Raw genomic sequence first — 24233 nt, 5'->3', positions numbered from 1 at the left:
GCCTTCACCTACAGGGAGCCGAACATGGCCAAAGAACATAATCAACTGCAAGACGTCTTCCTCAACACCCTGCGCAAGGAGCGCATTCCGGTGTCGGTGTTTCTTGTCAACGGCATCAAGCTGATGGGGCGGATAGAATCGTTCGACCAGTTCGTGGTACTGCTTAAAGGCCAGGATCAGGCCGCGCAAATGATTTTCAAGCACGCCATCTCGACCATTTCGCCTTCGCGCGAAGTCGTGCTGCCGCCGCGCGAAGTCGTGGCTTAAACTTTCCTATTCGGCGGCCTGCAGCCTGGCCGCCGCCTGCGCGTTCACTAGAACGGCCACTCCCCCGCGATACGCCTGCTTGTGAAGGACCGGGAACCCATCCAGTTCCTGCCTGCTTTTCAGATAAATCACCGCATAGGCTTCAGGATGCTCGGCCAGCCAGGGTGCCAGTTCGGCACCCTGCAATTCGACCAGCGGCGCTTCCAGACGGCCAAGGAACTGGTATTGCGCATGGTATCTCGCGGCATTCGCCACCGGCCGCCCTTCATCCTGTACCTGTTTGATTGCCTGCGCCATCGGCTTGATGTCATACAGGGGATCGATCGAACGCATCGCCGCCAGTTGTATCAATGCCAGCGTGCCGGCACCTAGCAGCCTGTCGGACTTGGAGCCCCGCACGGCAGCAATTTCCCCGCCGGGACGGTATTTGCACAATATTTAGGCATTTTTAGTCGTTCATCGCCGCATCGGTATCAAATTTGAACGGGTTTCTGCTCTTTTCAGGCGCTTGGGACGGATTTCTGGCGCAACACGGCCATGCGTTTCAAATTCCACGCCAGACATACCAGCGTCCACTCGCCCTTCGCCTTCTCCAAACCACGCAGCAAGAACTGCCTGAACCCCATCACCGATTTGATGATGCCAAACACCGGTTCCACGCTCTGCTTCCTCAGCGCATACAGCATCCGCCCCAGTTTGGTCTTGAGTTTATGCGCCATCTTTTGCATCGGCGTGGCGTCCGCTTCCAACTGCGGCGGCTCGGTGAAACGCTCGCGCCAGCCGGGATGGTGATCTTCGCGGGCGACGGCAATGTAAGGTTCAACTCCAGCTTCTTCGCAAGCGGTGATGTTGTTCGCGCTGCAATAGCCCGTGTCAGCCAGCAGGGCATCGACTGTGCCCAGGCTGGCGGGTAGCGCACCGAGCTTGTCCAGCATCGGCTGAACCTGCTGTTTGTCGTTGCCCGCATTCGTGAGTGATGCCGCCACTACCAGCATCGTCGGCGCATCGACCGCCGCCTGAGCGTTGTAGCACTGCTCAAAGCCGCCGCCGGCAATCTTCATGATGCGGGATTCCTCGTCGGTGAGATTGATCTGGTCTTCCGGACGGGGTTCCGGCGTCGGCGGCTGGGGCGGCTTGCCGCTGGGCTTCTTGCCTGATTCCGCTGCGCGTGCGGCTCGCTGGGCGAGCTTCGTTTCATAAGCCGCTTGTTCCGCTTCGAAGCGGGCTCGGGCACGCGCTTCGATCTTGGCTTTGGCGGCGGCCATGACGGCCAGCCGGTCTTCACGGCGTTTGATTTCTGCGGGCAGATTCACGCCATCCGGGATGTCGGCCTGGTCAGCGGCTTCGGCTGTCGCCAGCAGGTCTTGTACTTCGGCCTTGAGTTGGGTTTCGAGCTTGACGATGTGGCCGTGCGAGAGCGCACTGTGGCGGGAGGCGTTGGCGTGAACCTTGGTGCCGTCGAGGCTGACTGTCCCCAGCTTCAGGAGCTTCATCTCGCTCGCCAGTTCGAGCACTTGCAGGAACACGCCGGCGAGTTCTTCAAGAAAGCGGCGGCGGAAGCTGGCGAGCGTGTCGTGATCGGGGTGGCTGCCTGCGGCGAGGTAGCGGAAGGCGACGGAATCGTAGGTGGCGCGTTCGATGCGGCGGCTGGAGAAGGTGGCGGTGGCGTAGCCGTAAACCAGCAGGCTGAGCAGGACTTCAGGGTGGTAGGCGGCGCTGCCGCGCCCGGCATAGACGCGGGTCAGTTCGGTGAGGTCGAGTTGTTCGATGGCTTCGACGATGAAACGCGCCAGGTGGTCTTGGGGAAGCCAGTCTTCGACCGAGGGCGGCAGCAGGTAGGCAGTCTTGCGGTCGATCGGGCGGAAGCGGCTCATGCGATGGAGGGGCTCGGATTCGATAGCGGGATTATCGCGGATTGGAAGACGAATTGGGGGTTCAAGTCCGACAGGCTGCTAGAAGCGTTATGTTCAACAGTGGGGAAACGCCGCGGCGGCCAGCTATCCAGGCCGCCCCGCCCAACAGCACCAGCAGCACACCCGGCCACATTGGCGGCAACACGGCAACCTGTTCATAGACTGCCGCAATCCTGCCGCTGGCAGCCAGAATCAAGACCGCCCCCAGCGCCGCCGCCAGCAGGGCGGGCAAACCCACGCGGGAACCTGAACGGTCTGCCAGCACGCGCGCCGCCAGCAATGCAAACGCCGGAAACAGTGGAATCAGATAATGCGGCTGCTTGCCGCTGATGAAGGAAAACGCGACGAACACTGGCAGCATCCAGGCGAGGCAGAAGCGCGTGCCCCGGTCCAGCCCGGTTCTCCAGTGATGCGCCAGCGCCCTCCACAGTTCTGGCCAGACGAACCACGGAAACAGCAGGAGCGGCAATAGCGGCAGATACCACCAGAACGGCCGCCGGTGGGCAAAGGACTCGACCATACGGTTGGCGGTCTGCCCCCAGAAAATCGCGTTGCGATACGCCTCGCCTCCTGCCATGCCGGCCGGGATCGCCCACAGCAGGGCGATTGCCGCCCCCAGCAGCACCGCCAGCCCCACCCCACCGAACCAGCGGCCCCATTTAAGACCTGGATGCCACCACAACGCCAGCACCGTGACCGGCAACAGGTTCAGCAGGATGACCGGGCCCTTGGTCAGCACGCCCATACCGATCGCGATGCCCAGCATGACAAACCCGCGGCGCTTGCCATTGGCGGCACTCACCACGCCGTGCATGCCGAGCAATACCCAGAACGCCAGCATCACGTCAAACATGACTGAGGTGGAAAAGACAATCCACAACAGTGTGCTCGACAGAATCAGTGCAGCCTGCCCGCCAAGGCCGGCGCGCTGCGGCCACAGGCGACGGGCGAGCGAATAAGTCAGCAGCAAGGTACCGGCAGAAAACAGCGGCAGCACCAGGCGTGGCCACCAGTCGTTGACGCCGAACAGCGCCCAGCCTGCGTGGAACATCCAGAACATGAAAGGCGGCTTGTGGCTGTAGGGCTCGCCGTTCTTGAACGGCACCAGGAAATCGCCGCGCAGCCACATTTCCCAGGCGGCGCTGACGTAGCGCGTTTCGTCGATAGGAATCAGCGGCCGCGTCAACAGTGCCACCGCGGTCAGTGCCGCCAGCAGCAGCAGGCTGAGCAGCAAGCCGCGCCCGGAGGAATCAGGATTTTGCATCGGGTTCAGGGGCAGAAGGGGGGGCTCCATCAAGCGCGGCATCGATCTGCGCATCAAGGCTCTGGCCGTGGCGGAAATGACGGTAAAGCCAGGCGCCCAGCGCGCCCGAGATCAGGAACAGGCCAATGGCGAGCGCGAGTTTCAGGGTCGGCGCGATATAAACGCCGCTGCCGACCAGCGCAAACACCAGCGTCTGCGGCAGATAGCCGAGCAGCGTACCTGAGAAGAAATGGACTGACCGGATGCTGGAAATGCCCGCCGCCAGATTGGTCAGCATGTTGCTTCCCACCGGCAGCAGGCGGATCAGCACCGTCATCGAAAGCGGGTGGTCGTGAATGAAGCGGTCGAAGCGCCCGGCGCGTTCGCCCAGCCGGGCGCGCAACAGCCCCTTGCCGAAAAAGCGCGCGTAGGCGAAGCTCAACATGCAGCCCAGCAAAGCGGCGAGCGCGCCCAGCAGCGTGCCCAGGCCGACGCTGAAGGCATAGCCGCCGAGAAAAGCGATGATCTGGCGCGGCAGGCCGATCGCGGTGAACAACCCGCCCATCAGCAGAAACAGCAGCGCGCCGTTGACGCCATGGCCGCGCACCCGCGCGTCGATCCAGGCCTCGTTGACGCTGCTGCCCAGATCGCTGGTCTTGAACAGGTAGCCCAGCAAGGCCAGGCTCAACATCAGCGCCAGGCCCTTGAGGATGACGCGCGCTTTCATTTAGAAATCGGAGTCGGGCTCGATCAGCGGCAGGCGCACCCGCCGCTGCAGCCAGGCGACGCCGAACAGATCGACGATCCCCACCCACAGCCGGTTGTGCACGCCGTATTTGGAGGTGCCGCGCGCGCGCGCGCGATGATGGACCGGAACCGACACCACGGCGCCGCCATTGCGCATCACCAGCGCCGGCAGGAAGCGATGCATGTGATCGAAGTTGGGCAAAGCCAGAAAGGTCTCGCGGGCAAACAGCTTGAGGCCGCAGCCGGTGTCCGGCGTATTGTCGCGCAGCATACGCGAGCGCACGCCATTGGCGATTTTCGACGACAGGCGGCGCAGGAAAGTGTCGTTGCGCCGGGCGCGCCAGCCCGCGAGCAATTCCAGATTGGCGGGTTGCGCCGGATTGGTCAGTTGGGCCAGCAGCGCCGGAATATCGGCCGGATCGTTCTGACCGTCGCCATCGAGGGTGGCGATCCATTCGTAACGCGCCGCCGTCACCCCGGTCGTCACCGCGCGGCTTTGCCCGCACGATTTGCGGTGGCGGATCACCCGCAGCATCGGGAATCCGGTCTTCAGCGCCTGCAACCGCGCCTGGGTGGAATCGGTGCTGCCGTCGTCGACGTAGATGATTTCGAACGTGATGTTGCCGGACAGCGCCGCTGCAATTTCGCGCACCAGCGGCTCGACATTATCCTGCTCGTTCTTGACGGGAACAACCACGGAAAGCCTGCCGTGGTAGGCGTATTTCGGCATCGCGTAAACGTGGCTGTTGATAGATGTGTGTGGCGGAGAGGGCGGGATTCGAACCCGCGTTAGGATATTATCCTAAACACGCTTTCCAGGCGTGCGACTTAAACCGCTCATCCACCTCTCCGGGAGCGCCGCATCATACCGGAAGCACCTGCGCGCGGCAAATGAAGCCGGCGCCTCCAGGCGTTTCCCCCATCTCGACGCAGGGAAATTGACGTTCGCCTCTTGAAACCCTGCCATTCGCCCCCAACTTTCCGCGTGAACCAATTGGGAGCCCACATGCAGGACGAACTCAACACCGACACGAACACGGCCGAAACCCACCCCGAAAGGGAAATCATGCCGAGCCTGGAAACGCTGCTGAAAGCGGCCGAACTCCAGGCTGCCGAGCATCACGACGCCTGGCTGCGCGCCAAGGCGGAAACCGAGAACATGCGCCGCCGCGCGGCTGAAGACGTCGACAAGGCGCGCAAGTTCGCAGTTGAAAACTTCGCCAACGAACTGCTGGCGGTGAAGGACAGCCTGGAAGCCGCGCTGGCGGCCGAGTCGCTGAGCGTGGAAAATATGAAGGACGGCGTCGAACTGACCCTGAAGCAGCTGACTGCAGCCTTCGGCAAATTCAATTTGCACGACATCGATCCAATGGGCGAGAAGTTCGATCCTTACCAGCATCAGGCGATCCAGGTAGTCGAGTCCGATCAACCTGCGAACACGGTGGTGACGGTGCTGCAAAAGGGCTACCGCCTCAACGAGCGCACGCTGCGGCCGGCACTGGTGATGGTCGCCAAGGGCAAGGACGCTTGAAATAGCACCGACCTCCCCCACATTCAAATCAATTCAATCTCTTTAAAAGGAACGCATCATGGGACGCATTATTGGCATTGACCTGGGCACCACCAACTCCTGCGTGGCGGTGATGGAAAACGGCAAGCCGAAGGTGATCGAAAATGCCGAGGGCACCCGCACCACGCCATCCGTTGTCGCCTACACCGAGGACGGTGAAATCCTGGTCGGCGCGCCTGCCAAGCGCCAGGCGGTCACCAACGCGAAGAACACCCTGTATGCGGTGAAGCGCCTGATCGGCCGCCGTTTCGACGAGAAGGAAGTGCAGAAGGACATCGGCCTGATGCCCTACAAGATCGTCAAGGCCGACAACGGCGACGCCTGGGTGGAAGTGCGCGACCAGAAACTGTCCGCACAGCAGGTGTCGGCCGAAACCCTGCGCAAGATGAAGAAGACCGCCGAGGACTACCTGGGCGAGGAGGTGACCGAAGCCGTCATCACGGTGCCGGCCTACTTCAACGACAGCCAGCGCCAGGCCACCAAGGACGCCGGCCGCATCGCCGGCCTGGAAGTCAAGCGCATCATCAACGAGCCGACTGCGGCCGCACTCGCCTTCGGCATGGACAAGAAGGAAGGTGACCGCAAGATCGCGGTGTATGACCTTGGCGGCGGTACTTTCGACGTCTCCATCATCGAGATTTCCGAGATGGACGGCGAACACCAGTTCGAAGTGCTGTCGACCAACGGCGACACTTTTCTCGGTGGCGAGGACTTCGACCAGCGACTGATCGACTACATCGCGGAAGAATTCAAAAAAGAGCAAGGCGTCGACCTGAAGAAGGACGTGCTCGCGCTGCAGCGCCTGAAGGAGGCCGCTGAAAAGGCCAAGATCGAGCTGTCGTCTGCGCAGCAGACCGAAGTCAACCTGCCCTACATCACGGCGGACGCTTCGGGTCCCAAGCACCTGGCAGTGAAGATCACGCGCGCCAAGTTCGAGGCCCTGGTGGAAGACCTGATCAAGCGCACCATCGAGCCGTGCAAGATGGCGCTGAAGGACGCCGGCCTGACCACCTCGCAGATCGACGACGTCATCCTGGTCGGCGGCCAGACCCGCATGCCCAAGGTGATGGACGCGGTGAAGGACTTCTTCGGCAAGGACCCGCGCCGTGACGTCAACCCGGACGAAGCGGTGGCGGTGGGCGCCGCGATCCAGGGCGGCGTGCTGCAGGGCGAAGTGAAGGACGTGCTGCTGCTCGACGTCACGCCGCTCTCCCTCGGCATCGAGACCCTGGGCGGCGTGATGACCAAGCTGATCCCGAAGAACACCACGATCCCGACCAAGGCCTCGCAGGTGTTCTCCACCGCCGACGACAACCAGAGCGCGGTAACGGTGCACGTGCTGCAGGGCGAGCGCGAGGTCGCTTCCGGCAACAAGAGTCTCGGCCAGTTCAACCTCACCGACATCCCGCCCGCGCCGCGCGGCATGCCGCAGATCGAGGTCACCTTCGACATCGACGCCAACGGCATCCTGCACGTGTCGGCCAAGGACAAGGCCAGCGGCAAGGAGAACAAGATCCGCATCCAGGCCAGTTCCGGCCTGAGCGAGGAGGAAATCCAGCGCATGGTGAAGGATGCCGAAGCCAATGCTGCCGAGGACCACAAGGCGGTCGAACTGGCGACCGCGCGCAACGCGGCGGACAGCATGATCCACTCGGTGAAGAAATCGCTGGCCGAACATGGCGACAAGGTGTCGACCGACGAGAAGGCAGCAATCGAGGCTGCGCTGAAGGAATGCGAGGATGCCGTGCGCGAAGGCGACAAGGACACCATCGAAGCCAAGACCAATGCACTGGCCACCGCCAGCCACAAGCTGGCCGAGCAGATGTACCAAGGCGAGCAGGCGCAGCCGGGTGAAGCCGCCAGTGGCGGCGCTGGTTCGGCCGACGACAACGTGGTCGATGCCGAGTTCGAAGAGGTGAAGGACAAGTAAATCTGTGAAGGGGGAAGGGGCCGCGCCTGCTGCACTCAAGGGAGAAGGGTAAAACCGGTCTCCTTTTTCCCTTTTACCCTTCCCCCTTTACCCTTTCCCCTTTACTTATCGCCCCATGTCAAAACGCGACTACTACGAAACCCTCGGCGTCGCCAAGAACGCCTCGGACGAAGACATCAAGAAGGCCTACCGCAAGCTGGCCATGAAACACCACCCTGACCGCAACCCGGATGACAAGGGCGCGGAGGAAAAATTCAAGGAAGCCAAACAGGCCTACGAGGTCCTGTCCGATCCCGACAAGCGCGCCACCTACAACCAGTTCGGCCACGCCGGCGTCGACCAGCAGGCTGGCATGGGTGGCGGTTATGGCGGAGGAGCGAGCGGATTTTCAGATGCATTTTCCGATATCTTCGGCGATATTTTTGGCGGCGGGGGCGGCGGCCGCCGCGACCGTGTCTATCGCGGCGCCGACCTGCGCTACAACCTGGAAATCGGGCTGGAAGAAGCAGCGCGCGGCACCGAGACCAAGATTCGCATCCCCTCCCTGGAAGAATGTGGCGTGTGCCACGGCAGCGGCGCCAAGCCCGGTACCTCGCCGACCACCTGCACCACCTGCGGCGGGAATGGCCAGGTGCGCATCCAGCAGGGCTTTTTCTCGGTGCAGCAGACCTGCCCGCGCTGCGGCGGTACCGGCAAGATGGTGGCCGACCCCTGCACTGCCTGTCATGGCGAAGGCCGCGTCAAGAAACACAAGACCCTGTCGGTGAAGATCCCCGCCGGGGTCGACAGCGGCGACCGCATTCGTCTGGGTGGCGAGGGCGAAGCCGGGGTCAACGGTGGTCCGTCGGGCGACCTCTATGTGGTGATCCATCTCAAGGACCACCCGGTATTCAAGCGCGACGGCGACGATCTGCATTGCGAAATGCCGATTAGCTTCGCCACCGCTGCACTTGGCGGCGAGGTTGAAATTCCCACCCTGGAAGGCCATGCCAAGATCAAGGTTCCGGCAGAAACGCAGTCGGGAAAGGTGTTCCGCCTGCGTGGCAAGGGCATCAAGGGTGTGCGCAGCCATGCCCCTGGCGACCTGCTGTGCCACATGCAGATCGAAACACCGGTGAATCTGTCCGAGCGCCAGAAGGAATTGCTGCGCGAACTGGATAGCCTGAGCCCGGGACGCAACAATAACCCGCGCGCGCAGTCGTTCATGGACAAGGTCAAGGCGTTTTTCGAGTAGCAAGCCCTCAGGTTCTGCGGCCACTTGCGGCCCGGAACAGGTAGTATGGCGATGGCCCCCGATGCCCCGGCCGGGTTGAGTTGAATTGCCATCCGGCTCGCCATGCAGGGTGTTTCCCACATCAACATACCAACAGGAGGAGATGGTTCATGCGCAAACCTTCATTGATCGCGGCGAGCTGCGCCGCTTTGTTCACCTTTCCTGCGATCGCGGCAGAGGTGCCCGTCATCGTCAAAATCCCCAGACTCACCGTCGAGGCTTCGGAAAAAATCGCCCATGCCGCGATGGCGGCCTGCCGCAAGGAGGGCATCCAGATCGGCGTAACCGTGGTCGACCGCAGCGGCGACGCCATGGTGACGCTACGCGACACGCTGGCATCGCGCATCACCCTGGAGATCAGCCGGCAGAAGGCCTACACGGCGGTCAATTTCAATGCGGCCACCTCAAGCATGGAAAACCGCTTTACTCAGCCGTTCTCGGTCGGCAAGGTCGAAGGTCTGGTGTTTTCCGCCGGCGGCGTGCCGATCGAGGCCGCCGGCAACATCATCGGCGCAGTCGGCATCTCCGGCGCAGCGACCGGCGAGCAGGACGAAGCCTGTGCCCGTGCCGGAATCCAGGCAATCCAGTTCGAACTGGAAACTGCGGATCTCTGATCCTGCGTCTGGGAGACCTCCTTCAGCCAGCGCCGAGCGGGCCCGGCTCCCAGACCACCCGGTTTGTCTGGCTCTTGCAAGTCCCATTTTCAGACCTGCCGGCATGGTGTGCATCGAATCCCGTGCGGCGGACACGGTATGATTCGCGCCACAACCGCCGCCTGATATCCTGATGCCTGCCGATCCCCCGATCCCCGGACGACAAGCCGGCAGCCCCTTTCATGACTGACCTCTTCCACAGCGAACACGCGATCGATTTCGAGCGCCGTTTTGGCGGCGTGCGCCGGCTTTACGGCGCGACTGCCTTCGAGCGTTTCCAGCGGGCGCATGTGTGCGTCATCGGCATCGGCGGCGTCGGGGCCTGGACCGCAGAGGCGCTGGCGCGCTCCGCCATCGGCCGACTTACCCTGATCGACCCCGACCATCTGGCCGAGTCCAACATCAACCGGCAGATCCATGCGCTGACGCACGAACTCGGTAAGCCCAAGGTCGAGGCCATGAAAGCGCGCATCCATGCGATCAATCCGCGCTGCCAGGTCGACTGCGTGGATGAGTTTCTCACGCCCGAGAATGTCGCCGGGCTGCTGGCGGAAAGTTTCGACTACGTGGTGGATGCCATCGACAGCGCCCGCGCCAAAACCGCGCTGATCGTCCACTGCCGCCGCCAGCGCATCAGGCTGGTGTGCGTCGGCGCTGCCGGCGGCCAGAGCGACCCCGGCCGGGTGCAGCTGGCCGATCTCGCCCGCACCATCGAAGATCCCCTGCTGGCCAAGGTGCGCGCCAGCCTGCGCCGCGAGCATGGATTTTCGCGCGAGCCGGGTAAAAAATTCGGTATCGACTGCGTGTATTCCACCGAATCCCTCACCTATCCGAGTGCCGAGGGCGGTGTGTGCTACGAACGTCCCGAGGACGCCCACCTGCATGGACTCAATTGCGCCGGTTTTGGATCTTCCGTGTGCGTCACCGCCAGCTTCGGTCTGCGGGCAGCGGCGCACGTGCTCAACAAACTGGCGGCACGGGCCGGGTAAGCTATTCGCCCGATCCAGGCAGGGGCTTGAACGCCTCAGTGGCGGGCGGACTTGAACAACCGGAAGAAATTCTGCGTCGTGATGTCACCCACCGCCTCGGCGGTGATGCCGCGCACCCGCGCGATTTCTTCCGCCACGTGCTTGACGTAGCCGGGCTGGTTGGTCTGTCCGCGATGCGGCGCCGGCGCCAGGTACGGCGAATCGGTCTCGATCAGCATGCGCTCCAGTGGAATGACCGCCGCCACCTCGCGCAGGGCCTTGGCATTCTTGAAGGTGACGATGCCGGAAAACGAAATGTAAAAACCCTGCTCGATCGCAGCTTCGGCTACTTCCAGACTTTCGGTAAAGCAGTGCATCACCCCGCCCGCCTTGCCGGCCTGCTCCTCGCGCATGATGCGCAGGGTATCGTCGGCCGCAGCGCGGGTATGGATGACCAGGGGCTTTTGGCACGCACGCGCGGCACAAATATGGGTGCGGAAACGCTCGCGCTGCCATTCGAGGTCGCCGCCGAGCCGGAAATAATCCAGCCCGGTCTCGCCGATCGCCACCACCTTCGGGTGATCGGCCAGCGCGACCAGTTCCGCCACCGTCGGCTCGGTGCAGCCTTCATGGTCGGGATGGACACCGACCGAGGCGTAGACATTGGGATGCGCCTCGGCCAACGCGCGGATCTCGGGGAATTTTTCCAGTTCCACGCTAATGCACAGCGCGTGGCTCACCTGGTTGGCCGCCATAAGGTCGAACACCTCAGGCAACTTGCTGGCGAGATCGGGGAAATTGATGTGGCAGTGGGAATCGACGAACATTTCAGATACAAGATTCAAGTTACAAGATGCAAGGCCCTTGAAGGCGCCCTGGCTTTTGGAAAGGTTCAGCGCCGCTCTTGAAACTTGAACCTTGCACCTGTCACATGGTGTGAGTGGGTCGTACCGATTTTAACGAACCGCCGAGAAAACCTTCAATCTTGTTTTGCGCCGCCTTGCCGCTTTCGTTGAAGGCGAACTGCACGCCCACGCCCTGGGTGCGGCCGCCATGCGCACCCGAAGGCGTCAGCCACACCACCTTGCCCGACACCGGCAGCCTGGCGGGGTCGTCCATCAGCGTCAGCAGCATGAACACTTCCTCTCCCATCTTGTAGCTTTTGTTGGTGGGAATGAACAGCCCGCCCCCCTTGATGAAAGGCATGTAGGCCGCAAACAGCGCGGATTTTTCCTTGATCGACAGGGAAAGCACGCCGGGCCGGACGGGTGCCGCGACATCATTGACTGCTGCATTCATATTCAACTCTCTATTCAAACAGATGCCGGTACTGAATCAGCCAGGCTTCCAACTGCAGGCTGCGGTTGAGCGGATGGGCCAGCGTCCGGCCTTCGTTCGCCTGCATTCTGGCGAGTGCCAGCAGCTTTGCCAGATCGGCCTTTTCCCCCAGCCGCATCAGCACCCCGGAAAAATCATGGTTGAACTGTACGCTGCCCTGCAACTTGACCGCCAGCAAATCGCCCAGCCACTTGTATGCCACGTTGTGCCAGGTCTGCGGACCGACCGTTTTGAAGCGGTCACCCAGCGTCACCGGATCAAGCAGGTCGGGACGCGACAGGCCTTCCAGCACGCTACGGCGTTCATCCAGCTCGCCGCTGTCGACCCAGCGCTGCGCGTCGAGCGGCGTGCCGCCGGAAAGCGCCAGCAGGTTCTTCGCATCGTCCACACCCTGCCCTGCCAGCCACTGCGCCGCCTGATCGATTGGCGGCAGGCCGATGTCGAGCCGGGTGCAGCGGCTGCGGATGGTTGGCAGCAGCCGTCGCGGTTGATCCGAGACCAGCACGAACACCGTATTTAACGGCGGTTCCTCCAATACCTTTAACAGGGCATTGGCGGCCGCCGGGTTGAGGCTATCGGCCGGGTTGACCAGCACTACCCGAAGCCCCGCGCGGTAGGTGGAAAACTGGACGTAATCGACCGCCTCGCGCGCCTGATCGACCTCGATGGCGGTGGCCATCCGGGTCTCGCCTTCCTTGCCGGTTTTCTCCTGCAGGGTGACCAGCCGAAAATCCGGATGCCCGCCAGTGTCGAACCAGTGGCAGGCGGGGCACGTACCACAGGCCGCGCCGTCGGCAAGCGGCGCTTCGCACAGCAAGGCCTGCGCCCACGCCAGCGCCAGAGCGCCCTTGCCCACCCCGCGTGGCCCGGTCAGCAACAGGGCCTGAGCGGGATGTCCACGGCCCGCCAGCAAGCGCTGCCAGGGCACCTCCAGCCAGGGATACGGAGCGCTCACGCCAGCCCCTGCAACAGCTGGCCGATTTCGGTCTGCAATTCGGCGATACTGTGCCGCGCATCCAGTACGCGAATGCGGCCGGGGTTGGCCTGTGCGCGCTCGAGGTAGGCGTTGCGCACGCGGCTGAAAAAGCTGTCGGCCTCGCGCTCGAAACGGTCGGCGGTGCGTGCGGCCGAGCGGCGCGCCTCCGCCACCGCCGGCGGCACGTCGAACAGCAGGGTGAGGTCAGGCTGGAAGCCGCGCTGCACCCAGGCTTCCAGCGCGGCGATGCGTTCCGCGGCGATGCCGCGCCCGCCGCACTGGTAGGCATAGCTGGCATCGGTGAAGCGGTCGGACACCACCCACGCGCCGCGCGCCAGCGTCGGCAGGATCAGACGCGCCAGGTGCTCCTGGCGCGCGGCGAACATCAGCAGCAGCTCGGTGTCGGCGTCCATCTCCTGGTGCAGCAGAAGTTCGCGCAGGGTTTCGCCGAGCGGGGTGCCGCCGGGCTCGCGGGTGACGATGACCTCGCGGCCCTGCCGGCGCAGCCAGCCGGCGACGAAATCCAGATGGGTGCTCTTGCCGGCGCCGTCGACGCCTTCGAGGGTGATGAATTTGCCGGATGCTGTCATCGCTGGTAGCGGTTCACTGCGCGGTTGTGCGCGTCGAGGTTGCGGGAAAATGTATGCGTGCCGTCATTGCGCGAGACGAAATACAGGGCATCGGTTTTGGCGGGGTTGAGCGCAGCCTGGATCGCCGCCTCGCTGGGCATCGCAATCGGCGTCGGCGGCAGGCCGATGCGGGTGTAGGTGTTGTAGGGCGTGTCGGTTTGCAGATCGATACGGCGGAGGTTGCCGTCGAAGCGCTCGCCCAGTCCGTAGATCACGGTGGGATCGGTCTGCAGGCGCATTCCCAGCCGGAGCCGGTTGATGAATACCCCGGCAATTGTCGGACGCTCGAATGCCGCGCCGGTTTCCTTTTCCACGATCGACGCCATGACGAGCGCTTCATACGGGGTGCGATACGGCAGCCCCGCTGCACGGGTTTCCCAGGCGGCCATGAGCTTTTCCCGCTGCAGGCGATAAGCGTGGCGCAGCACGTTGAGATCGGACGAATGCGGTGCGTAGGAATAGGTGTCGGGAAAGAAAAGGCCTTCGGGATGACTTTGTTCGGCGCCGATCGCCTGCAGCAGCTCGGCATCGCTCATGCCGGCGCTGTCGTGCTTCAACAACGGCTGCGCGGCAAGGACTGCGCGCACCTCGCGCCAATTCCAGCCTTCGATGAACTGGACGATGGCCTGCGAGACGTCGCCGTGCTGGATCTTGCCGTAGAGCTCCAGCGGCGTCAGCGGCCTGTCGAGCGTATACACGCCGACCTTGAGCGTCCCCGCCTTGCCGAGCACGCGGCCGAGCAGCCAGAATACCTGCGCGTTGCCGATCACGCCTTCGCGCTCCAGCATCGCGCTCAAGCTCCGCAAATGGGTGCCGGGTACCACGTTGATGGTCTTCGGCAAGGACTCGATGCGCAGGGGCTGGTTGGCGTACCAGGCCAATCCGCCGGCCAGCAGCAGTATGGCCAGCACGGCAAGCACGAACAATCGCTTAATCGACTTCATCATCCAGGACGGTTTTCAAAGTATCGGTCCAGCCCGCGGGCAACCAGGTCACGTCATCCAGGCGGGCCACGCGGCGCACCCCGATGATGCTGTTGCAGATCATCACTTCATCGGCAGCGAGTATAGCGTCTGGCGACAAGCGGGCGATATGGGCGGGGATGCCGCGACGCGCCAGGGCACGCAGCAGCCGCGCCCTGGCCACGCCGGCCACCCCGCTCTGACTCAGATCCGGGGTGAACAGTTCGTCTGCCTTCGCAATCAGGAGATTGCTCATCACGCCGCCGATCACCGCGCCGCTGTCATCGCACAACAGTCCCTCGAAAATCGCCGGATCGTCCCATTCCGCCCGCGCCAGCACGTTCTCCAGCCGGTTCAGGTGCTTGATTCCGGCCAACCGCGGCTGCCGCGCCAAACGCAGGCTGCACCAGCGCGCCGTGATACCAGCAGGCGAATCGGGCTGTGCATGCGGCGGCAGCGCCGCGGACAGCACGATGCGGGTGCAGGCCGGATCTTGCGGCGGCGCATAGCCGCGTGCCCCCGTTCCGCGCGTAAGCACGATCTTGGCGACGCCTTCCCCTGCCGCAGCCACCCGACAGATCTCGCCGCGCAATCCGGCTTCGTCGGGGCAAGCCAGTGCCAGCGCCGCACAGTCGGCCGCCAGCTTGGCGTAATGGTCGCGCCACCACAACGGCTGGCCGGCCCGCGTACGCAGCGTGCGGAAAACACCGTCGCCGTAGGCCAGACCGCGATCCAGCACGTTCACGGTCTCTGCAGGCTGGCCGTTGACCAGGATCATGCGGGTTCAGGTTCAAGCGCGCGCAGCAGGCCGCGGGCCTTGGCGCGGGTTTCGTCGAGTTCGCGCGCGGCGACGGAGTCGGCCACGATGCCGGCGCCGGCGCGGAAGCTCAGCGCGCGTCCGCGCAACAGGAAGCTGCGGATCAGGATGTTGAAATCGAAGCTGCCGTCGCGGTTGATGTAGCCGACACTGCCGGTATAGCTGCGGCGCGGCGTCTGCTCCAGTTCATGAATGATCTGCATGGTGCGCACCTTGGGACAGCCGGTGATGGTGCCGCCCGGAAACACCGCGCGCAAGGCATCGAGCACGCGCATCCCCTCGCGCAACTGCCCACAGACGGTTGACTCGATGTGGTGCACGTGGCGGTAGCTGGCGATTTCCATCAGTGCCGCCACCTTCACGCTGCCGGGTTCGCATACCCGCCCCAGGTCGTTACGCTCGAGGTCGACCAGCATGACGTGTTCGGCGCGTTCCTTGGGATGCGCCTGCAGGCGTGCACGCAGGGCAGCGTCTTCCACAGCATCTTCGCTTCTGGGATGGGTGCCGGCAATCGGCCGCGTTTCCAGGCGACCGCGGGGGTCGAGACGGGCCAGCCGTTCGGGCGACGAGCTCACGATCGCCCATTCTTCCCTCTGCAGCAGCGCCGAAAACGGCGCAGGATTTTTCTGCATCAGCCGCGTAAACAGCGATGCAGGCGCAACCGGAACGCCGAATTCGGCCTGCCAGCCGCGCGACAGATTGACCTGGAACACATCGCCGGCACGGATGTAGTCCTGGATGCGCGCGACTCCGGCCAAAAAGGCGGCAGGATCGTCCTCCTGCAGCGCGGTGAGCGCCGGCAACGCGGGGACGGGGGGCAGCGCCTGCGCCAGGTCGCGCGCCATGCTGTCGATCAGCGCGTGCCGGCCGGATTCGGCCACCAGCACGCACCGTCCGTTGTGGCGGTCGAACAGGATCGCAGCCGGGATACGGGTCAGCCAGGCAAGCGGGAAATCGGCATCATCGGCCAGCCCCACGCTGGGCTCGAACAGCCCGCCCAGCTCATACGCGAACGCGCACAGCCAGCCGCCGCAAAACGGCAGACCATGATCGAATCGGGCAGAGCGGAGCGGCTGAAGCTGCATCGCCGGATGCGTCTGCAATCCGCACAGGCCATCGGCAGCGGCGATGTGCGTGGTGTCCTGCGGAAACGCAAACAGCACGTCCCAGCCGGTATCGCCACTGCCGAGAAACAGGCCGGGATAACGCTGCGGATCGGACGCCTGAAGCCGGACCAGATCAGGCCGCGATTGCTCGGGCTGCAACGGCCATTCCCGAATCTCGGGCGGGGCCAGGCGGTCCGCGGCGAAAATCAAACGCGTTTGAAGACCAGCGAGCCGTTGGTGCCGCCAAACCCGAAGTTGTTCTTGAGCGCAAAGTCGATCTTCAGGTCGCGCGCGGTGTTGGCGCAGTAATCGAGATCGCACTCCGGGTCTTGCGAGAAGATATTGATGGTCGGCGGCGACACCTGATGATGCACTGCCAGCACGGTGAATATCGACTCGACACCGCCGGCGCCGCCCAGCAGGTGGCCGGTCATCGATTTGGTCGAGTTGACCACCGTCCTGTAGGCCGCATCCCCCATGGCGAGCTTGATCGCATCGGTTTCGTTCTTGTCGCCCATCGGCGTCGAGGTGCCGTGCGCATTGATGTAATCGATCTGATCGGCATTGACACCGGCATCGCGCATCGCGTTCAGCATCGAACGCCTGGGACCGTCGGTACTTGGCGACGTCACATGGTAGGCATCGCCGCTCATGCCAAAGCCCACCACCTCGGCATATATCTTTGCACCACGCTTTTTGGCGTGCTCGTACTCTTCGAGCACCAGCACGCCGGCGCCTTCGCCCAGCACGAAGCCATCGCGATCCTTGTCCCACGGACGGCTGGCAGTAGCCGGGTCGTCGTTGCGGGTGGACAGCGCGCGTGCCGCGGCGAAGCCCCCCAGACCCAGCGGCGACGTCGCACACTCGGCGCCGCCGGCAACCATCACATCGGCGTCGCCATGCTCGATCATGCGGGCGGACAGACCCACCGCATGGAGGCCGGTGGCGCAGGCGGTGACGACCGCCAGGTTGGGACCTTTTATCCCGTACAGGATGGAAAGATTGCCGGAAATCATGTTGATGATGGAGCCTGGGATGAAGAAGGGGGAAATCTTCCTTGAGCCGGATTCCATCAGCTGGGTGTGGGTCTCCTCGATCAGCGGCAAGCCGCCGATCCCGGAACCGATATTGATGCCGATGCGCTCGGCGTTGGCGTCGGTAACTTCGATACCGGAATCCCGAATCGCCTGAATGCCGGCAGCCACCCCGAACTGGATGAAGACATCCATGCGGCGGGCTTCTTTCGGGTTGAGATAGTGCGCAACGTCAAAATCCCTGACCTCACCCGCTATTTGGGAGGTGAAAGGTGAAGGGTCGAAACGGGTAATCCGGGCAATCCCGGAACGCCCGGCAACCAGGTTATCCCAGGCTTCAGGAATGGTGTTACCGACCGGGGAGACGATCCCCAGCCCGGTGACGACGACGCGACGTTTGGACAAGACGCAGACCTCTTGACTGGGGTGAACGATCAGCTCGAATGGCTGTTGACGTAATCAATCGCCTGCTGGACGGTGGTGATCTTTTCTGCGTCCTCGTCGGGAATCTCGCAGCCGAATTCTTCTTCCAGCGCCATCACCAGTTCGACCGTATCGAGCGAGTCAGCGCCCAGGTCACCGACGAAGGAAGACTCGTTCTTGATGTCCGCCTCATTGACGCCCAGTTGCTCGGCGACGACTTTAATTACACGCTGTACGTTTTCCATTACTGATCCTCTCTTGAAATTAGGCTCCAACAAATTGAAGCCCGGAAAATTAAAACTTCGCGATTCTACCAAACTTTGTTTGGCGGCTATGCCATGTACATTCCGCCGTTGACATGCAGGGTGGTGCCGGAAATATAACCTGCAGCGGGCGACGCCAGAAACGCGACGGCCTGCGCGATGTCTTCCGCCGTGCCCAGCCGTCCCAGCGGGATGTGGGCGAGCAGCGCCTGCCGCTGCGCATCGGGCAGTGCGCGCGTCATATCGGTGTCGATGAAGCCCGGCGCCACGCAGTTGACCGTGATGTTGCGGCTGCCGACCTCGCGCGCCAGCGACTTGGTGAAGCCCATGATGCCGGCCTTGGCGGCACTGTAGTTGGTCTGCCCGGCGTTGCCCATCGCGCCCACCACCGAAGCGATGGAAATGATGCGCCCTGCACGCGCCTTCATCATTGCGCGCAGCACCGCACGCGAGAGACGAAACACCGAAGTGAGGTTGGTCGCCAGGATGTCGTCCCACTCCTCGTCCTTCATCCGCATCAAGAGGTTGTCGCGGGTGATGCCGGCGTTGTTGACCAGGATGCCGATGTCGCCGAACTGCGCAGTAATCGCGGCGATGACCGTGTCGACCTCGGTCGCGTCGGTGACGTTGAGCTTCATGCCGCTGCCCTTGATATCGGCCGCGGCAAGGTAATCGCCGATCGCCTGCGCGCCCTTGTCGCTGGTGGCGGTGCCGACTACGGTGGCGCCCGCCTGGCCGAGCGCCAGCGCGATCGCCTGGCCGATTCCACGACTGGCGCCGGTCACTAACGCCACCTGCCCTTCAAGATTCGCGCCAGGCGCGAGGCGTCCTTGCATGATGTCTCCTTATTGGCTGAGTGCGGCCGCGAGGCTCGCTTCATCCACCAGCGCCACGGCGGGCAGGCTGTCGTCGATACGCTTATTGAGGCCCGCCAGCACCTTGCCGGGGCCGCACTCGATCACGCGCCCGATGCCGGCGGCTTTCAGCGCCTGCACGGTCTCGACCCAGCGCACCGGCGTGTGCAATTGTTTCGCCAGCGCGGCACGGATCGCGTCGGGCTCGGCATGGCTTTGCACATCGGTGTTGTGCAGCACGGGAATCGCGGGGGCAGCGATCGCCACGCTCTGCAGATGCGTCAGCAGCTTTTCGGCGGCCGGCAGCATCAGCGACGAGTGCGACGGCACGGAAACCGGCAGCAGCAGCGCGCGTTTGGCGCCTTTTTCCTTCGCCAGCACCATCGCGCGCTCGACCGCGGCCTTGTTGCCTGCGATCACCACCTGACCGGGCGAGTTCAGATTCACCGCCTCGACCACTTCGCCGGCAGCGGCCTCACTGCAGACAGCGCGCACGGTATCGTCGTCCAGGCCCAGGATCGCCGCCATGGCGCCGATACCTTCGGGCACCGCCGCCTGCATCGCCTCGGCGCGGAAGCGCACCAGCCTGATTGCATCGGCAAAGCCCAGCGCCCCGGCGGCCACCAGCGCGGCATATTCGCCGAGGCTGTGTCCTGCCAGCAGCGCCGGCGTTGCGCCGCCTGCGGCCTGCCACACGCGCCAGACGGCGACATCGGCCGCCAGCATGGCGGGCTGGGTATTGACCGTCTGGTTGAGCAGATCGGCCGGGCCGTCGACGACCAGCGCCCACAGGTCCTGGCCGAGCGCGTCGGACGCTTCTGCAAAGGTGGCGCGCACTTCGGCGCGGTCGCCCCACCCGGCCATCATGCCGACCGATTGCGAGCCCTGCCCGGGGAAAACGAAAGCAAGCTTCATCAAAGGTCTTTCTAGTATTTGAGGAGCGCGGAGCCCCAGGTAAAACCGCCGCCAAAGGCTTCCATCAGCACCGTCTGGCCACGCTGGATGCGGCCGTCGCGCACCGCCACATCGAATGCCAGCGGCACCGAGGCGGCCGAGGTGTTGCCATGGCTGGCCACGGTGGTGACGACGTTGTCCATGCTCATGCCGAGTTTTTTCGCGGTGGCGGAAATGATGCGGATATTGGCCTGGTGCGGCACCAGCCAGTCGATATCGGATTTCTGCAGGCCGTTGGCTTCCAGCGTTTCGTCGACGATGCGATCGAGCGTGTTGACTGCCATCTTGAACACGGGGTTGCCTTCCATCCGCATCAGCGGAGGCTCCTTCATGCCGGTCGAAGGGCCTGTGGTGGTGCGCAGCAATTCCTTGTGGCGGCCATCGGCATGAATGTGGGTGGCGATGATACCCGGCTCGGTCGATGCGCCCACCACCACCGCACCCGCGCCGTCGCCCCACAGGATGCAGTTGCCGCGGTCGTTCCAGTCGGTGATGCGCGACAGGGTTTCCGCACCGATCACCAGCACGTGTCTGGCGGCACCGGTCTTGATGAACTGGTCGGCCACGCTCAGGGCGTAGATAAAGCCGCTGCACACCGCCTGCAGGTCGAACGCCGGTTTGCCGTTGGTCATGCCAAGCTTGGACTGCACGATGCAGGCGGTGCTGGGAAAAACCAGGTCGGGCGTGGTGGTGGCGACCAGCAGCAGATCGATGTCATCCGCCGCCAGCCCCGCTGCGTCGAGTGCGGCGCGTGCCGCCTGCACTGCCAGGTCGCTGGTGAATTCGCCCTCGGCGGCAATATGGCGTTCGCGGATACCGGTACGATCGACGATCCATTGGTCGTTCGTATCGATCAGCTTTTCGAGGTCGGCGTTGGTGAGGATGCGCGCCGGCAGGTAGCTGCCGGTGCCAAGAATGCGGGAATAGGTCAAGCGGCCACCCGTTGCAGGAGTTGGATCTGGTCGGTAATACGTTTCAGCACGTTGTTGCGGACTTCATCGCTGGCGGTTTCGATGGCGTGTTCGAATGCGAAGGAATCGGCCGAGCCATGGCTTTTCACCACCACGCCTTTCAGGCCCAGCAGCGTGGCGCCGTTGTAGCGGCGCGGGTCGAGCCGCCGCTTGAAGGCATTCAGCACCGGTAACGCAATCAGCCCTGCGATGCGGGTCAGTCCGTTGCGCTTGAACTCGGCACGCAGCGTAGTGGAAACCATCTTGGCCAGCCCTTCAGAGGCTTTCAGGGTGACATTGCCGACAAAACCGTCGCAGACCACCACGTCGGTGGTGCCCTTGAAGATGTCGTCACCTTCGACGTTGCCGTAGAAGTTCAGGTGACTGTCGCGCAGCAGTTCGCCGGCACGTTTGACCATTTCATTGCCCTTGATGGCTTCCTCGCCGATGTTCAGCAGACCGACGCTCGGATTCGGGATGTGCTCCACCGCCGACACCAGCATCGCGCCCATGATGCCGAACTGCAGCAGATTCTCAGCCGTGCAGTCGACGTTCGCCCCCATGTCCAGCACCAGCGCGTGCCCCTTGACCGTCGGCATCACGCCGGCAATGGCGGGGCGGTCGATGCCGGGGAGAGTCTTCAGGACGAAACGCGCGGTTGCCATCAGGGCGCCGGTGTTGCCGGCCGACACGCAGGCATCGGCCTCGCCGGACTTGACGAGATCGATGGCCACCCGCATCGAGGAATCCTTTTTGCCACGCAGCGCCAGCGCGGGCGCCTCGTCCATCGCCACCACCTGGCTGGCGTGGCGCACGATAAGGCGCGGACCGGTCTTGGCACGACGCGCCTTGAGTTCGGCCGCGATAATGTCCTGCGGCCCGACCAGAATCACGTTCATGTCGGGATGACGCGCAAGACAGCTGATCGTCGCCGGAACCGTGACATGGGGGCCGTGGTCGCCCCCCATGACGTCAATGGCGACGGTGATGGTTCTCATGCAGCCGGAATCGTTAGCCGGGTTGAATGCGCCAGGCCGGAGCCATCAAACCCCAGCGTAAACCACGCCATGGCGCGTCGGGAAATTATTCGCCTTTTGCCTTGACGACCTTGCGGCCACGATAAAAGCCGCTGGGGCTGATATGGTGACGCATATGCACTTCACCCGTGGTCGGCTCGACAGCCAGCTGCGGGCTTGCCAAAAAGTCGTGCGAGCGGTGCATGCCGCGCTTGGACGGGGATTTTTTGTTCTGCTGGACTGCCATTTCTTGCTCCTTAAATTCGGTTACACCCAAGCGGGCGCATTAAAAACTACTTCACCCCAGGGACGGGGCATTCACCTTCTGCGTGCATGGCCGCCAGCGGCAGGCTCAACAACACTTCATCCTCAACCAGATCGACAAGATTCAAGACTTCACCGGCCTGGATTGCGTCGCTGTCCGGCAACGCATCCAGTCGTTCCATCTCGGCCTCGTTGCGCGCCAGATACAGCGTGCGTTCGACATCAACCTTATACGGCATGCTGCCCAGACAGCGCTGGCAGGGCAATTCCACTTCGCCGCTGACCATCGACTGCAGGGACAGGCTGCCCCGCTGATCCACGCGTCCGACGACTCGACAGAACAGCGTGCCTTGCGTAAATTCATGGGCCAGACGCGGAAACGCAGCCACATCGGACCGGGTTTCCCACGACTGTCCATCCCTGCAAAAACGCCATGGATCGACCTCGATTGGCTGAAGCATGACAGATTTAAACATGACGCACTCGTAAACATGGCCAGCAACATTAGCCAGCAATGATATGATTTCGCGTTCTTTTTGTCAAAGAAACCCCAGCCTTCCCAACGTCAGGCAAGCCCATGCTCAAGAAAATTCTAGTCGCCAACCGCGGTGAGATCGCCGTTCGCATCGTGCGCGCCTGTGCCGAACTGGGCATCAAGTCGGTCGCCATCTACACCGACGCCGACCGCCACGCGCTCCACGTGAAGAAAGCCGACGAGGCTTACCATATCGGCAAGGATCCCATTCTCGGCTATCTGAACGCGCACACGCTGGTCAACCTGGCGGCCGCTTCGGGCTGCGACGCGCTGCATCCGGGCTACGGCTTTCTCTCCGAGAACCCCGACCTCGCCGCCATTTGCGCGCGCCGCGGCATCCGCTTCATCGGCCCCTCGCCCGAGGTGATCCGCCGCATGGGCGACAAGATCCAGGCGCGCAATGCGATGATCGCCGCCGGCATTCCGGTGATCCCCGGCTCCGACCACAACCTGGAAAACGTCGAGGAAGCGCGAGCGCTGGCCGGCAAGTTCGGCTATCCGGTGATGCTCAAGGCCACCAACGGCGGCGGCGGGCGCGGCATCCGCCGCTGCGACAACGAGGAAGAACTGCTGAAAAACTACGACCGCGTGGTGTCGGAAGCCAGCAAGGCCTTCGGCAAGCCCGAGGTCTTCGTCGAAAAATGCGTGGTGCGGCCCAAGCACATCGAGGTACAGATCCTGGGCGACACCCAGGGCAACGTGATCCACCTGTTCGAGCGCGACTGCTCGATCCAGCGCCGCAACCAGAAACTGATCGAAATCGCACCGAGCCCGCAATTGACCGAGGCGCAGCGGCAATACATCGGCAAGCTGGCGGTGCGCGCCGCCAAGGCGGTGAGCTACGTCAATGCCGGAACGGTCGAATTCCTGCTCGACCAGGACAACCAGTTCTATTTCATGGAAATGAACACCCGGCTGCAGGTCGAGCATCCCATCACCGAGACCATCACCGGCGTCGACATCGTGCAGGAACAGATCCGCATCGCGTCCGGCCTGCCGCTGCAATACAGGCAGGACGAGATCAGGCATCGCGGCTATGCCATCGAATTCCGCATCAACGCCGAAGACCCGAAAAACGAGTTTCTGCCCAGCCTCGGCCGCATCACCCGCTACTATTCGCCGGGCGGTCCCGGCGTGCGCGTGGACGCGGCGATTTACACCGATTACGTGATTCCGCCCTACTTCGATTCCATGTGCGCCAAGCTCAGCGTATGGAATCTGAATTGGGAGGCGACCATCGCACGCGGGCGCCGCGCACTCGACGATATGCTGGTGTATGGCGTGAAAACGACGATTCCCTATTACCAGGAAATCCTCAAGAACCCCGAATTTCGCAGCGGGCGCTTCAACACCAGCTTTGTCGACGAGCACCCGGAACTCACCCAGTACACCGAAAAGAAACCGCCGGAAGTGATCGCAGCCGCCATTGCGGCCGCCATTGCGGCGCACCAGGGATTATAGGGCGTGGCAATCTTCATTTCACGCCTGCGTTGCCGCGAAAAAGCGATGGATGCCAGGCGCAAGGTGCAGCGAATGGTCATTCCATTC

Annotated in this window: 27 protein-coding genes and 1 tRNA gene; 7 read left to right on the top strand and 21 right to left on the bottom strand. The window is 63.2% G+C overall.

Going from position 1 to position 24233, the window contains the following annotated elements; translation table 11 throughout:
* Positions 1 to 24 precede the first annotated feature (24 nt).
* On the top strand, positions 25 to 267 hold the full coding sequence (hfq, locus tag ACZ41T_RS16045; RefSeq protein ID WP_464922346.1) for an RNA chaperone Hfq: 243 nt from the start codon (positions 25 to 27) through the stop codon (positions 265 to 267).
* A 6-nt stretch (positions 268 to 273) separates the two neighbouring features.
* Here the strand turns inward: hfq and ACZ41T_RS16040 are convergent, their stop codons facing one another.
* The 6 genes from ACZ41T_RS16040 to ACZ41T_RS16015 all read right to left on the bottom strand — a co-directional run bounded on the left by ACZ41T_RS16040 (position 274) and on the right by ACZ41T_RS16015 (position 5021).
* On the bottom strand, positions 274 to 666 hold the full coding sequence (locus ACZ41T_RS16040; RefSeq protein ID WP_464922345.1) for a hypothetical protein: 393 nt from the start codon (positions 664 to 666) through the stop codon (positions 274 to 276).
* A 101-nt stretch (positions 667 to 767) separates the two neighbouring features.
* Positions 768 to 2141: an IS1182 family transposase gene (locus tag ACZ41T_RS16035; protein WP_464921300.1), complete on the bottom strand. Its 1374-nt coding sequence runs from the start codon at positions 2139 to 2141 to the stop codon at positions 768 to 770.
* Positions 2142 to 2202: 61 nt separating this feature from the next.
* The gene (locus ACZ41T_RS16030) at positions 2203 to 3444 is read right to left on the bottom strand and encodes an ArnT family glycosyltransferase (RefSeq protein WP_464922344.1); all 1242 of its coding nucleotides are present in this window, start codon (positions 3442 to 3444) and stop codon (positions 2203 to 2205) included.
* Positions 3431 to 4150, bottom strand: coding sequence for a TVP38/TMEM64 family protein (locus tag ACZ41T_RS16025; RefSeq protein WP_464922343.1), 720 nt, complete (start codon positions 4148 to 4150; stop codon positions 3431 to 3433). Before ACZ41T_RS16025 ends, ACZ41T_RS16030 begins: the two co-directional genes overlap by 14 nt.
* Positions 4151 to 4900, bottom strand: a complete 750-nt coding sequence (locus tag ACZ41T_RS16020) for a glycosyltransferase family 2 protein (RefSeq protein WP_464922342.1) — start codon at positions 4898 to 4900, stop codon at positions 4151 to 4153. It abuts the gene before it with no gap.
* Between the two features lie 30 nt (positions 4901 to 4930).
* Positions 4931 to 5021, bottom strand: a tRNA-Ser gene (locus ACZ41T_RS16015).
* Between the two features lie 155 nt (positions 5022 to 5176).
* Between ACZ41T_RS16015 and grpE the strand changes: the two genes are divergently transcribed.
* The 5 genes from grpE (at position 5177) to tcdA (ending at position 10585) form a co-directional block, all read left to right on the top strand.
* A complete protein-coding gene (grpE, locus tag ACZ41T_RS16010; protein WP_464923999.1) occupies positions 5177 to 5701 on the top strand; it encodes a nucleotide exchange factor GrpE in 525 nt (174 codons plus the stop codon).
* Positions 5702 to 5759: 58 nt separating this feature from the next.
* Positions 5760 to 7670, top strand: a complete 1911-nt coding sequence (dnaK, locus tag ACZ41T_RS16005; RefSeq protein ID WP_464922341.1) for a molecular chaperone DnaK — start codon at positions 5760 to 5762, stop codon at positions 7668 to 7670.
* A 115-nt stretch (positions 7671 to 7785) separates the two neighbouring features.
* Positions 7786 to 8904, top strand: a complete 1119-nt coding sequence (gene dnaJ, locus ACZ41T_RS16000; protein WP_464922340.1) for a molecular chaperone DnaJ — start codon at positions 7786 to 7788, stop codon at positions 8902 to 8904.
* 149 nt (positions 8905 to 9053) lie between these two features.
* Positions 9054 to 9557: a GlcG/HbpS family heme-binding protein gene (locus ACZ41T_RS15995; protein WP_464922339.1), complete on the top strand. Its 504-nt coding sequence runs from the start codon at positions 9054 to 9056 to the stop codon at positions 9555 to 9557.
* 221 nt (positions 9558 to 9778) lie between these two features.
* On the top strand, positions 9779 to 10585 hold the full coding sequence (tcdA, locus tag ACZ41T_RS15990; protein ID WP_464922338.1) for a tRNA cyclic N6-threonylcarbamoyladenosine(37) synthase TcdA: 807 nt from the start codon (positions 9779 to 9781) through the stop codon (positions 10583 to 10585).
* Positions 10586 to 10620: 35 nt separating this feature from the next.
* Here tcdA and ACZ41T_RS15985 read toward each other — a convergent pair whose 3' ends face one another.
* From ACZ41T_RS15985 to ACZ41T_RS15915, 15 genes are all read right to left on the bottom strand, one after another.
* Positions 10621 to 11391, bottom strand: coding sequence for a TatD family hydrolase (locus tag ACZ41T_RS15985; RefSeq protein WP_464922337.1), 771 nt, complete (start codon positions 11389 to 11391; stop codon positions 10621 to 10623).
* A gap of 100 nt (positions 11392 to 11491) precedes the next feature.
* Entirely contained in the window at positions 11492 to 11863 is a 372-nt protein-coding gene (locus ACZ41T_RS15980) for a PilZ domain-containing protein (protein WP_464922336.1), read from the bottom strand.
* A 10-nt stretch (positions 11864 to 11873) separates the two neighbouring features.
* Positions 11874 to 12857: a DNA polymerase III subunit delta' gene (holB, locus tag ACZ41T_RS15975; RefSeq protein WP_464922335.1), complete on the bottom strand. Its 984-nt coding sequence runs from the start codon at positions 12855 to 12857 to the stop codon at positions 11874 to 11876.
* Entirely contained in the window at positions 12854 to 13468 is a 615-nt protein-coding gene (gene tmk / locus ACZ41T_RS15970; RefSeq protein ID WP_464922334.1) for a dTMP kinase, read from the bottom strand. Before tmk ends, holB begins: the two co-directional genes overlap by 4 nt.
* Positions 13465 to 14454: an endolytic transglycosylase MltG gene (mltG, locus tag ACZ41T_RS15965; protein WP_464922333.1), complete on the bottom strand. Its 990-nt coding sequence runs from the start codon at positions 14452 to 14454 to the stop codon at positions 13465 to 13467. Before mltG ends, tmk begins: the two co-directional genes overlap by 4 nt.
* On the bottom strand, positions 14438 to 15247 hold the full coding sequence (pabC, locus tag ACZ41T_RS15960) for an aminodeoxychorismate lyase (RefSeq protein WP_464922332.1): 810 nt from the start codon (positions 15245 to 15247) through the stop codon (positions 14438 to 14440). Before pabC ends, mltG begins: the two co-directional genes overlap by 17 nt.
* Positions 15244 to 16602, bottom strand: coding sequence for an aminodeoxychorismate synthase component I (locus ACZ41T_RS15955; RefSeq protein WP_464922331.1), 1359 nt, complete (start codon positions 16600 to 16602; stop codon positions 15244 to 15246). Before ACZ41T_RS15955 ends, pabC begins: the two co-directional genes overlap by 4 nt.
* Positions 16599 to 17831, bottom strand: coding sequence for a beta-ketoacyl-ACP synthase II (gene fabF / locus ACZ41T_RS15950; RefSeq protein ID WP_464922330.1), 1233 nt, complete (start codon positions 17829 to 17831; stop codon positions 16599 to 16601). Before fabF ends, ACZ41T_RS15955 begins: the two co-directional genes overlap by 4 nt.
* Positions 17832 to 17860: 29 nt before the next feature.
* The gene (gene acpP, locus ACZ41T_RS15945) at positions 17861 to 18094 is read right to left on the bottom strand and encodes an acyl carrier protein (protein WP_018509429.1); all 234 of its coding nucleotides are present in this window, start codon (positions 18092 to 18094) and stop codon (positions 17861 to 17863) included.
* Between the two features lie 86 nt (positions 18095 to 18180).
* A complete protein-coding gene (gene fabG / locus ACZ41T_RS15940; RefSeq protein WP_464922329.1) occupies positions 18181 to 18948 on the bottom strand; it encodes a 3-oxoacyl-ACP reductase FabG in 768 nt (255 codons plus the stop codon).
* A 9-nt stretch (positions 18949 to 18957) separates the two neighbouring features.
* The gene (gene fabD / locus ACZ41T_RS15935) at positions 18958 to 19881 is read right to left on the bottom strand and encodes an ACP S-malonyltransferase (RefSeq protein ID WP_464922328.1); all 924 of its coding nucleotides are present in this window, start codon (positions 19879 to 19881) and stop codon (positions 18958 to 18960) included.
* Positions 19882 to 19892: 11 nt separating this feature from the next.
* Positions 19893 to 20852 (bottom strand): beta-ketoacyl-ACP synthase III, encoded by a 960-nt coding sequence (locus tag ACZ41T_RS15930; RefSeq protein ID WP_464922327.1) that lies wholly within the window; start codon positions 20850 to 20852, stop codon positions 19893 to 19895.
* Complete coding sequence (plsX, locus tag ACZ41T_RS15925; protein ID WP_464922326.1) at positions 20849 to 21868, bottom strand: phosphate acyltransferase PlsX; 1020 nt, start codon at positions 21866 to 21868, stop codon at positions 20849 to 20851. The genes ACZ41T_RS15930 and plsX overlap by 4 nt, the downstream gene beginning before the upstream one ends.
* A gap of 85 nt (positions 21869 to 21953) precedes the next feature.
* Positions 21954 to 22133, bottom strand: a complete 180-nt coding sequence (gene rpmF, locus ACZ41T_RS15920) for a 50S ribosomal protein L32 (RefSeq protein WP_464922325.1) — start codon at positions 22131 to 22133, stop codon at positions 21954 to 21956.
* 46 nt (positions 22134 to 22179) lie between these two features.
* On the bottom strand, positions 22180 to 22611 hold the full coding sequence (locus tag ACZ41T_RS15915) for a YceD family protein (RefSeq protein ID WP_464922324.1): 432 nt from the start codon (positions 22609 to 22611) through the stop codon (positions 22180 to 22182).
* A 116-nt stretch (positions 22612 to 22727) separates the two neighbouring features.
* On the opposite strand from ACZ41T_RS15915, the gene ACZ41T_RS15910 reads away from it, so the two are divergent.
* Positions 22728 to 24146: an acetyl-CoA carboxylase biotin carboxylase subunit gene (locus tag ACZ41T_RS15910; protein ID WP_464922323.1), complete on the top strand. Its 1419-nt coding sequence runs from the start codon at positions 22728 to 22730 to the stop codon at positions 24144 to 24146.
* Positions 24147 to 24233 lie beyond the last annotated feature (87 nt).

The sequence above is a fragment of the Thiobacillus thiophilus genome (assembly GCF_055378705.1).
Note: the sequence above shows the minus strand (reverse complement) of the source record. Positions and strands in the feature narration are given on the sequence as shown.

Excerpts from the sequence above, each read along its gene's own strand:
- hfq (WP_464922346.1), top strand. The coding sequence starts at position 25 with ATGGCCAAAGAACATAATCAACTGCAAGACGTCTTCCTCAACACCCTG.
- ACZ41T_RS16035 (WP_464921300.1), bottom strand. The coding sequence starts at position 2,141 with ATGAGCCGCTTCCGCCCGATCGACCGCAAGACTGCCTACCTGCTGCCG.
- ACZ41T_RS16030 (WP_464922344.1), bottom strand. The coding sequence starts at position 3,444 with ATGCAAAATCCTGATTCCTCCGGGCGCGGCTTGCTGCTCAGCCTGCTG.
- ACZ41T_RS16025 (WP_464922343.1), bottom strand. The coding sequence starts at position 4,150 with ATGAAAGCGCGCGTCATCCTCAAGGGCCTGGCGCTGATGTTGAGCCTG.
- ACZ41T_RS16020 (WP_464922342.1), bottom strand. The coding sequence starts at position 4,900 with ATGCCGAAATACGCCTACCACGGCAGGCTTTCCGTGGTTGTTCCCGTC.
- grpE (WP_464923999.1), top strand. The coding sequence starts at position 5,177 with ATGCAGGACGAACTCAACACCGACACGAACACGGCCGAAACCCACCCC.
- dnaK (WP_464922341.1), top strand. The coding sequence starts at position 5,760 with ATGGGACGCATTATTGGCATTGACCTGGGCACCACCAACTCCTGCGTG.
- dnaJ (WP_464922340.1), top strand. The coding sequence starts at position 7,786 with ATGTCAAAACGCGACTACTACGAAACCCTCGGCGTCGCCAAGAACGCC.
- ACZ41T_RS15995 (WP_464922339.1), top strand. The coding sequence starts at position 9,054 with ATGCGCAAACCTTCATTGATCGCGGCGAGCTGCGCCGCTTTGTTCACC.
- tcdA (WP_464922338.1), top strand. The coding sequence starts at position 9,779 with ATGACTGACCTCTTCCACAGCGAACACGCGATCGATTTCGAGCGCCGT.
- ACZ41T_RS15985 (WP_464922337.1), bottom strand. The coding sequence starts at position 11,391 with ATGTTCGTCGATTCCCACTGCCACATCAATTTCCCCGATCTCGCCAGC.
- ACZ41T_RS15980 (WP_464922336.1), bottom strand. The coding sequence starts at position 11,863 with ATGAATGCAGCAGTCAATGATGTCGCGGCACCCGTCCGGCCCGGCGTG.
- tmk (WP_464922334.1), bottom strand. The coding sequence starts at position 13,468 with ATGACAGCATCCGGCAAATTCATCACCCTCGAAGGCGTCGACGGCGCC.
- mltG (WP_464922333.1), bottom strand. The coding sequence starts at position 14,454 with ATGATGAAGTCGATTAAGCGATTGTTCGTGCTTGCCGTGCTGGCCATA.
- pabC (WP_464922332.1), bottom strand. The coding sequence starts at position 15,247 with ATGATCCTGGTCAACGGCCAGCCTGCAGAGACCGTGAACGTGCTGGAT.
- acpP (WP_018509429.1), bottom strand. The coding sequence starts at position 18,094 with ATGGAAAACGTACAGCGTGTAATTAAAGTCGTCGCCGAGCAACTGGGC.
- fabG (WP_464922329.1), bottom strand. The coding sequence starts at position 18,948 with ATGCAAGGACGCCTCGCGCCTGGCGCGAATCTTGAAGGGCAGGTGGCG.
- fabD (WP_464922328.1), bottom strand. The coding sequence starts at position 19,881 with ATGAAGCTTGCTTTCGTTTTCCCCGGGCAGGGCTCGCAATCGGTCGGC.
- plsX (WP_464922326.1), bottom strand. The coding sequence starts at position 21,868 with ATGAGAACCATCACCGTCGCCATTGACGTCATGGGGGGCGACCACGGC.
- rpmF (WP_464922325.1), bottom strand. The coding sequence starts at position 22,133 with ATGGCAGTCCAGCAGAACAAAAAATCCCCGTCCAAGCGCGGCATGCAC.
- ACZ41T_RS15915 (WP_464922324.1), bottom strand. The coding sequence starts at position 22,611 with ATGCTTCAGCCAATCGAGGTCGATCCATGGCGTTTTTGCAGGGATGGA.
- ACZ41T_RS15910 (WP_464922323.1), top strand. The coding sequence starts at position 22,728 with ATGCTCAAGAAAATTCTAGTCGCCAACCGCGGTGAGATCGCCGTTCGC.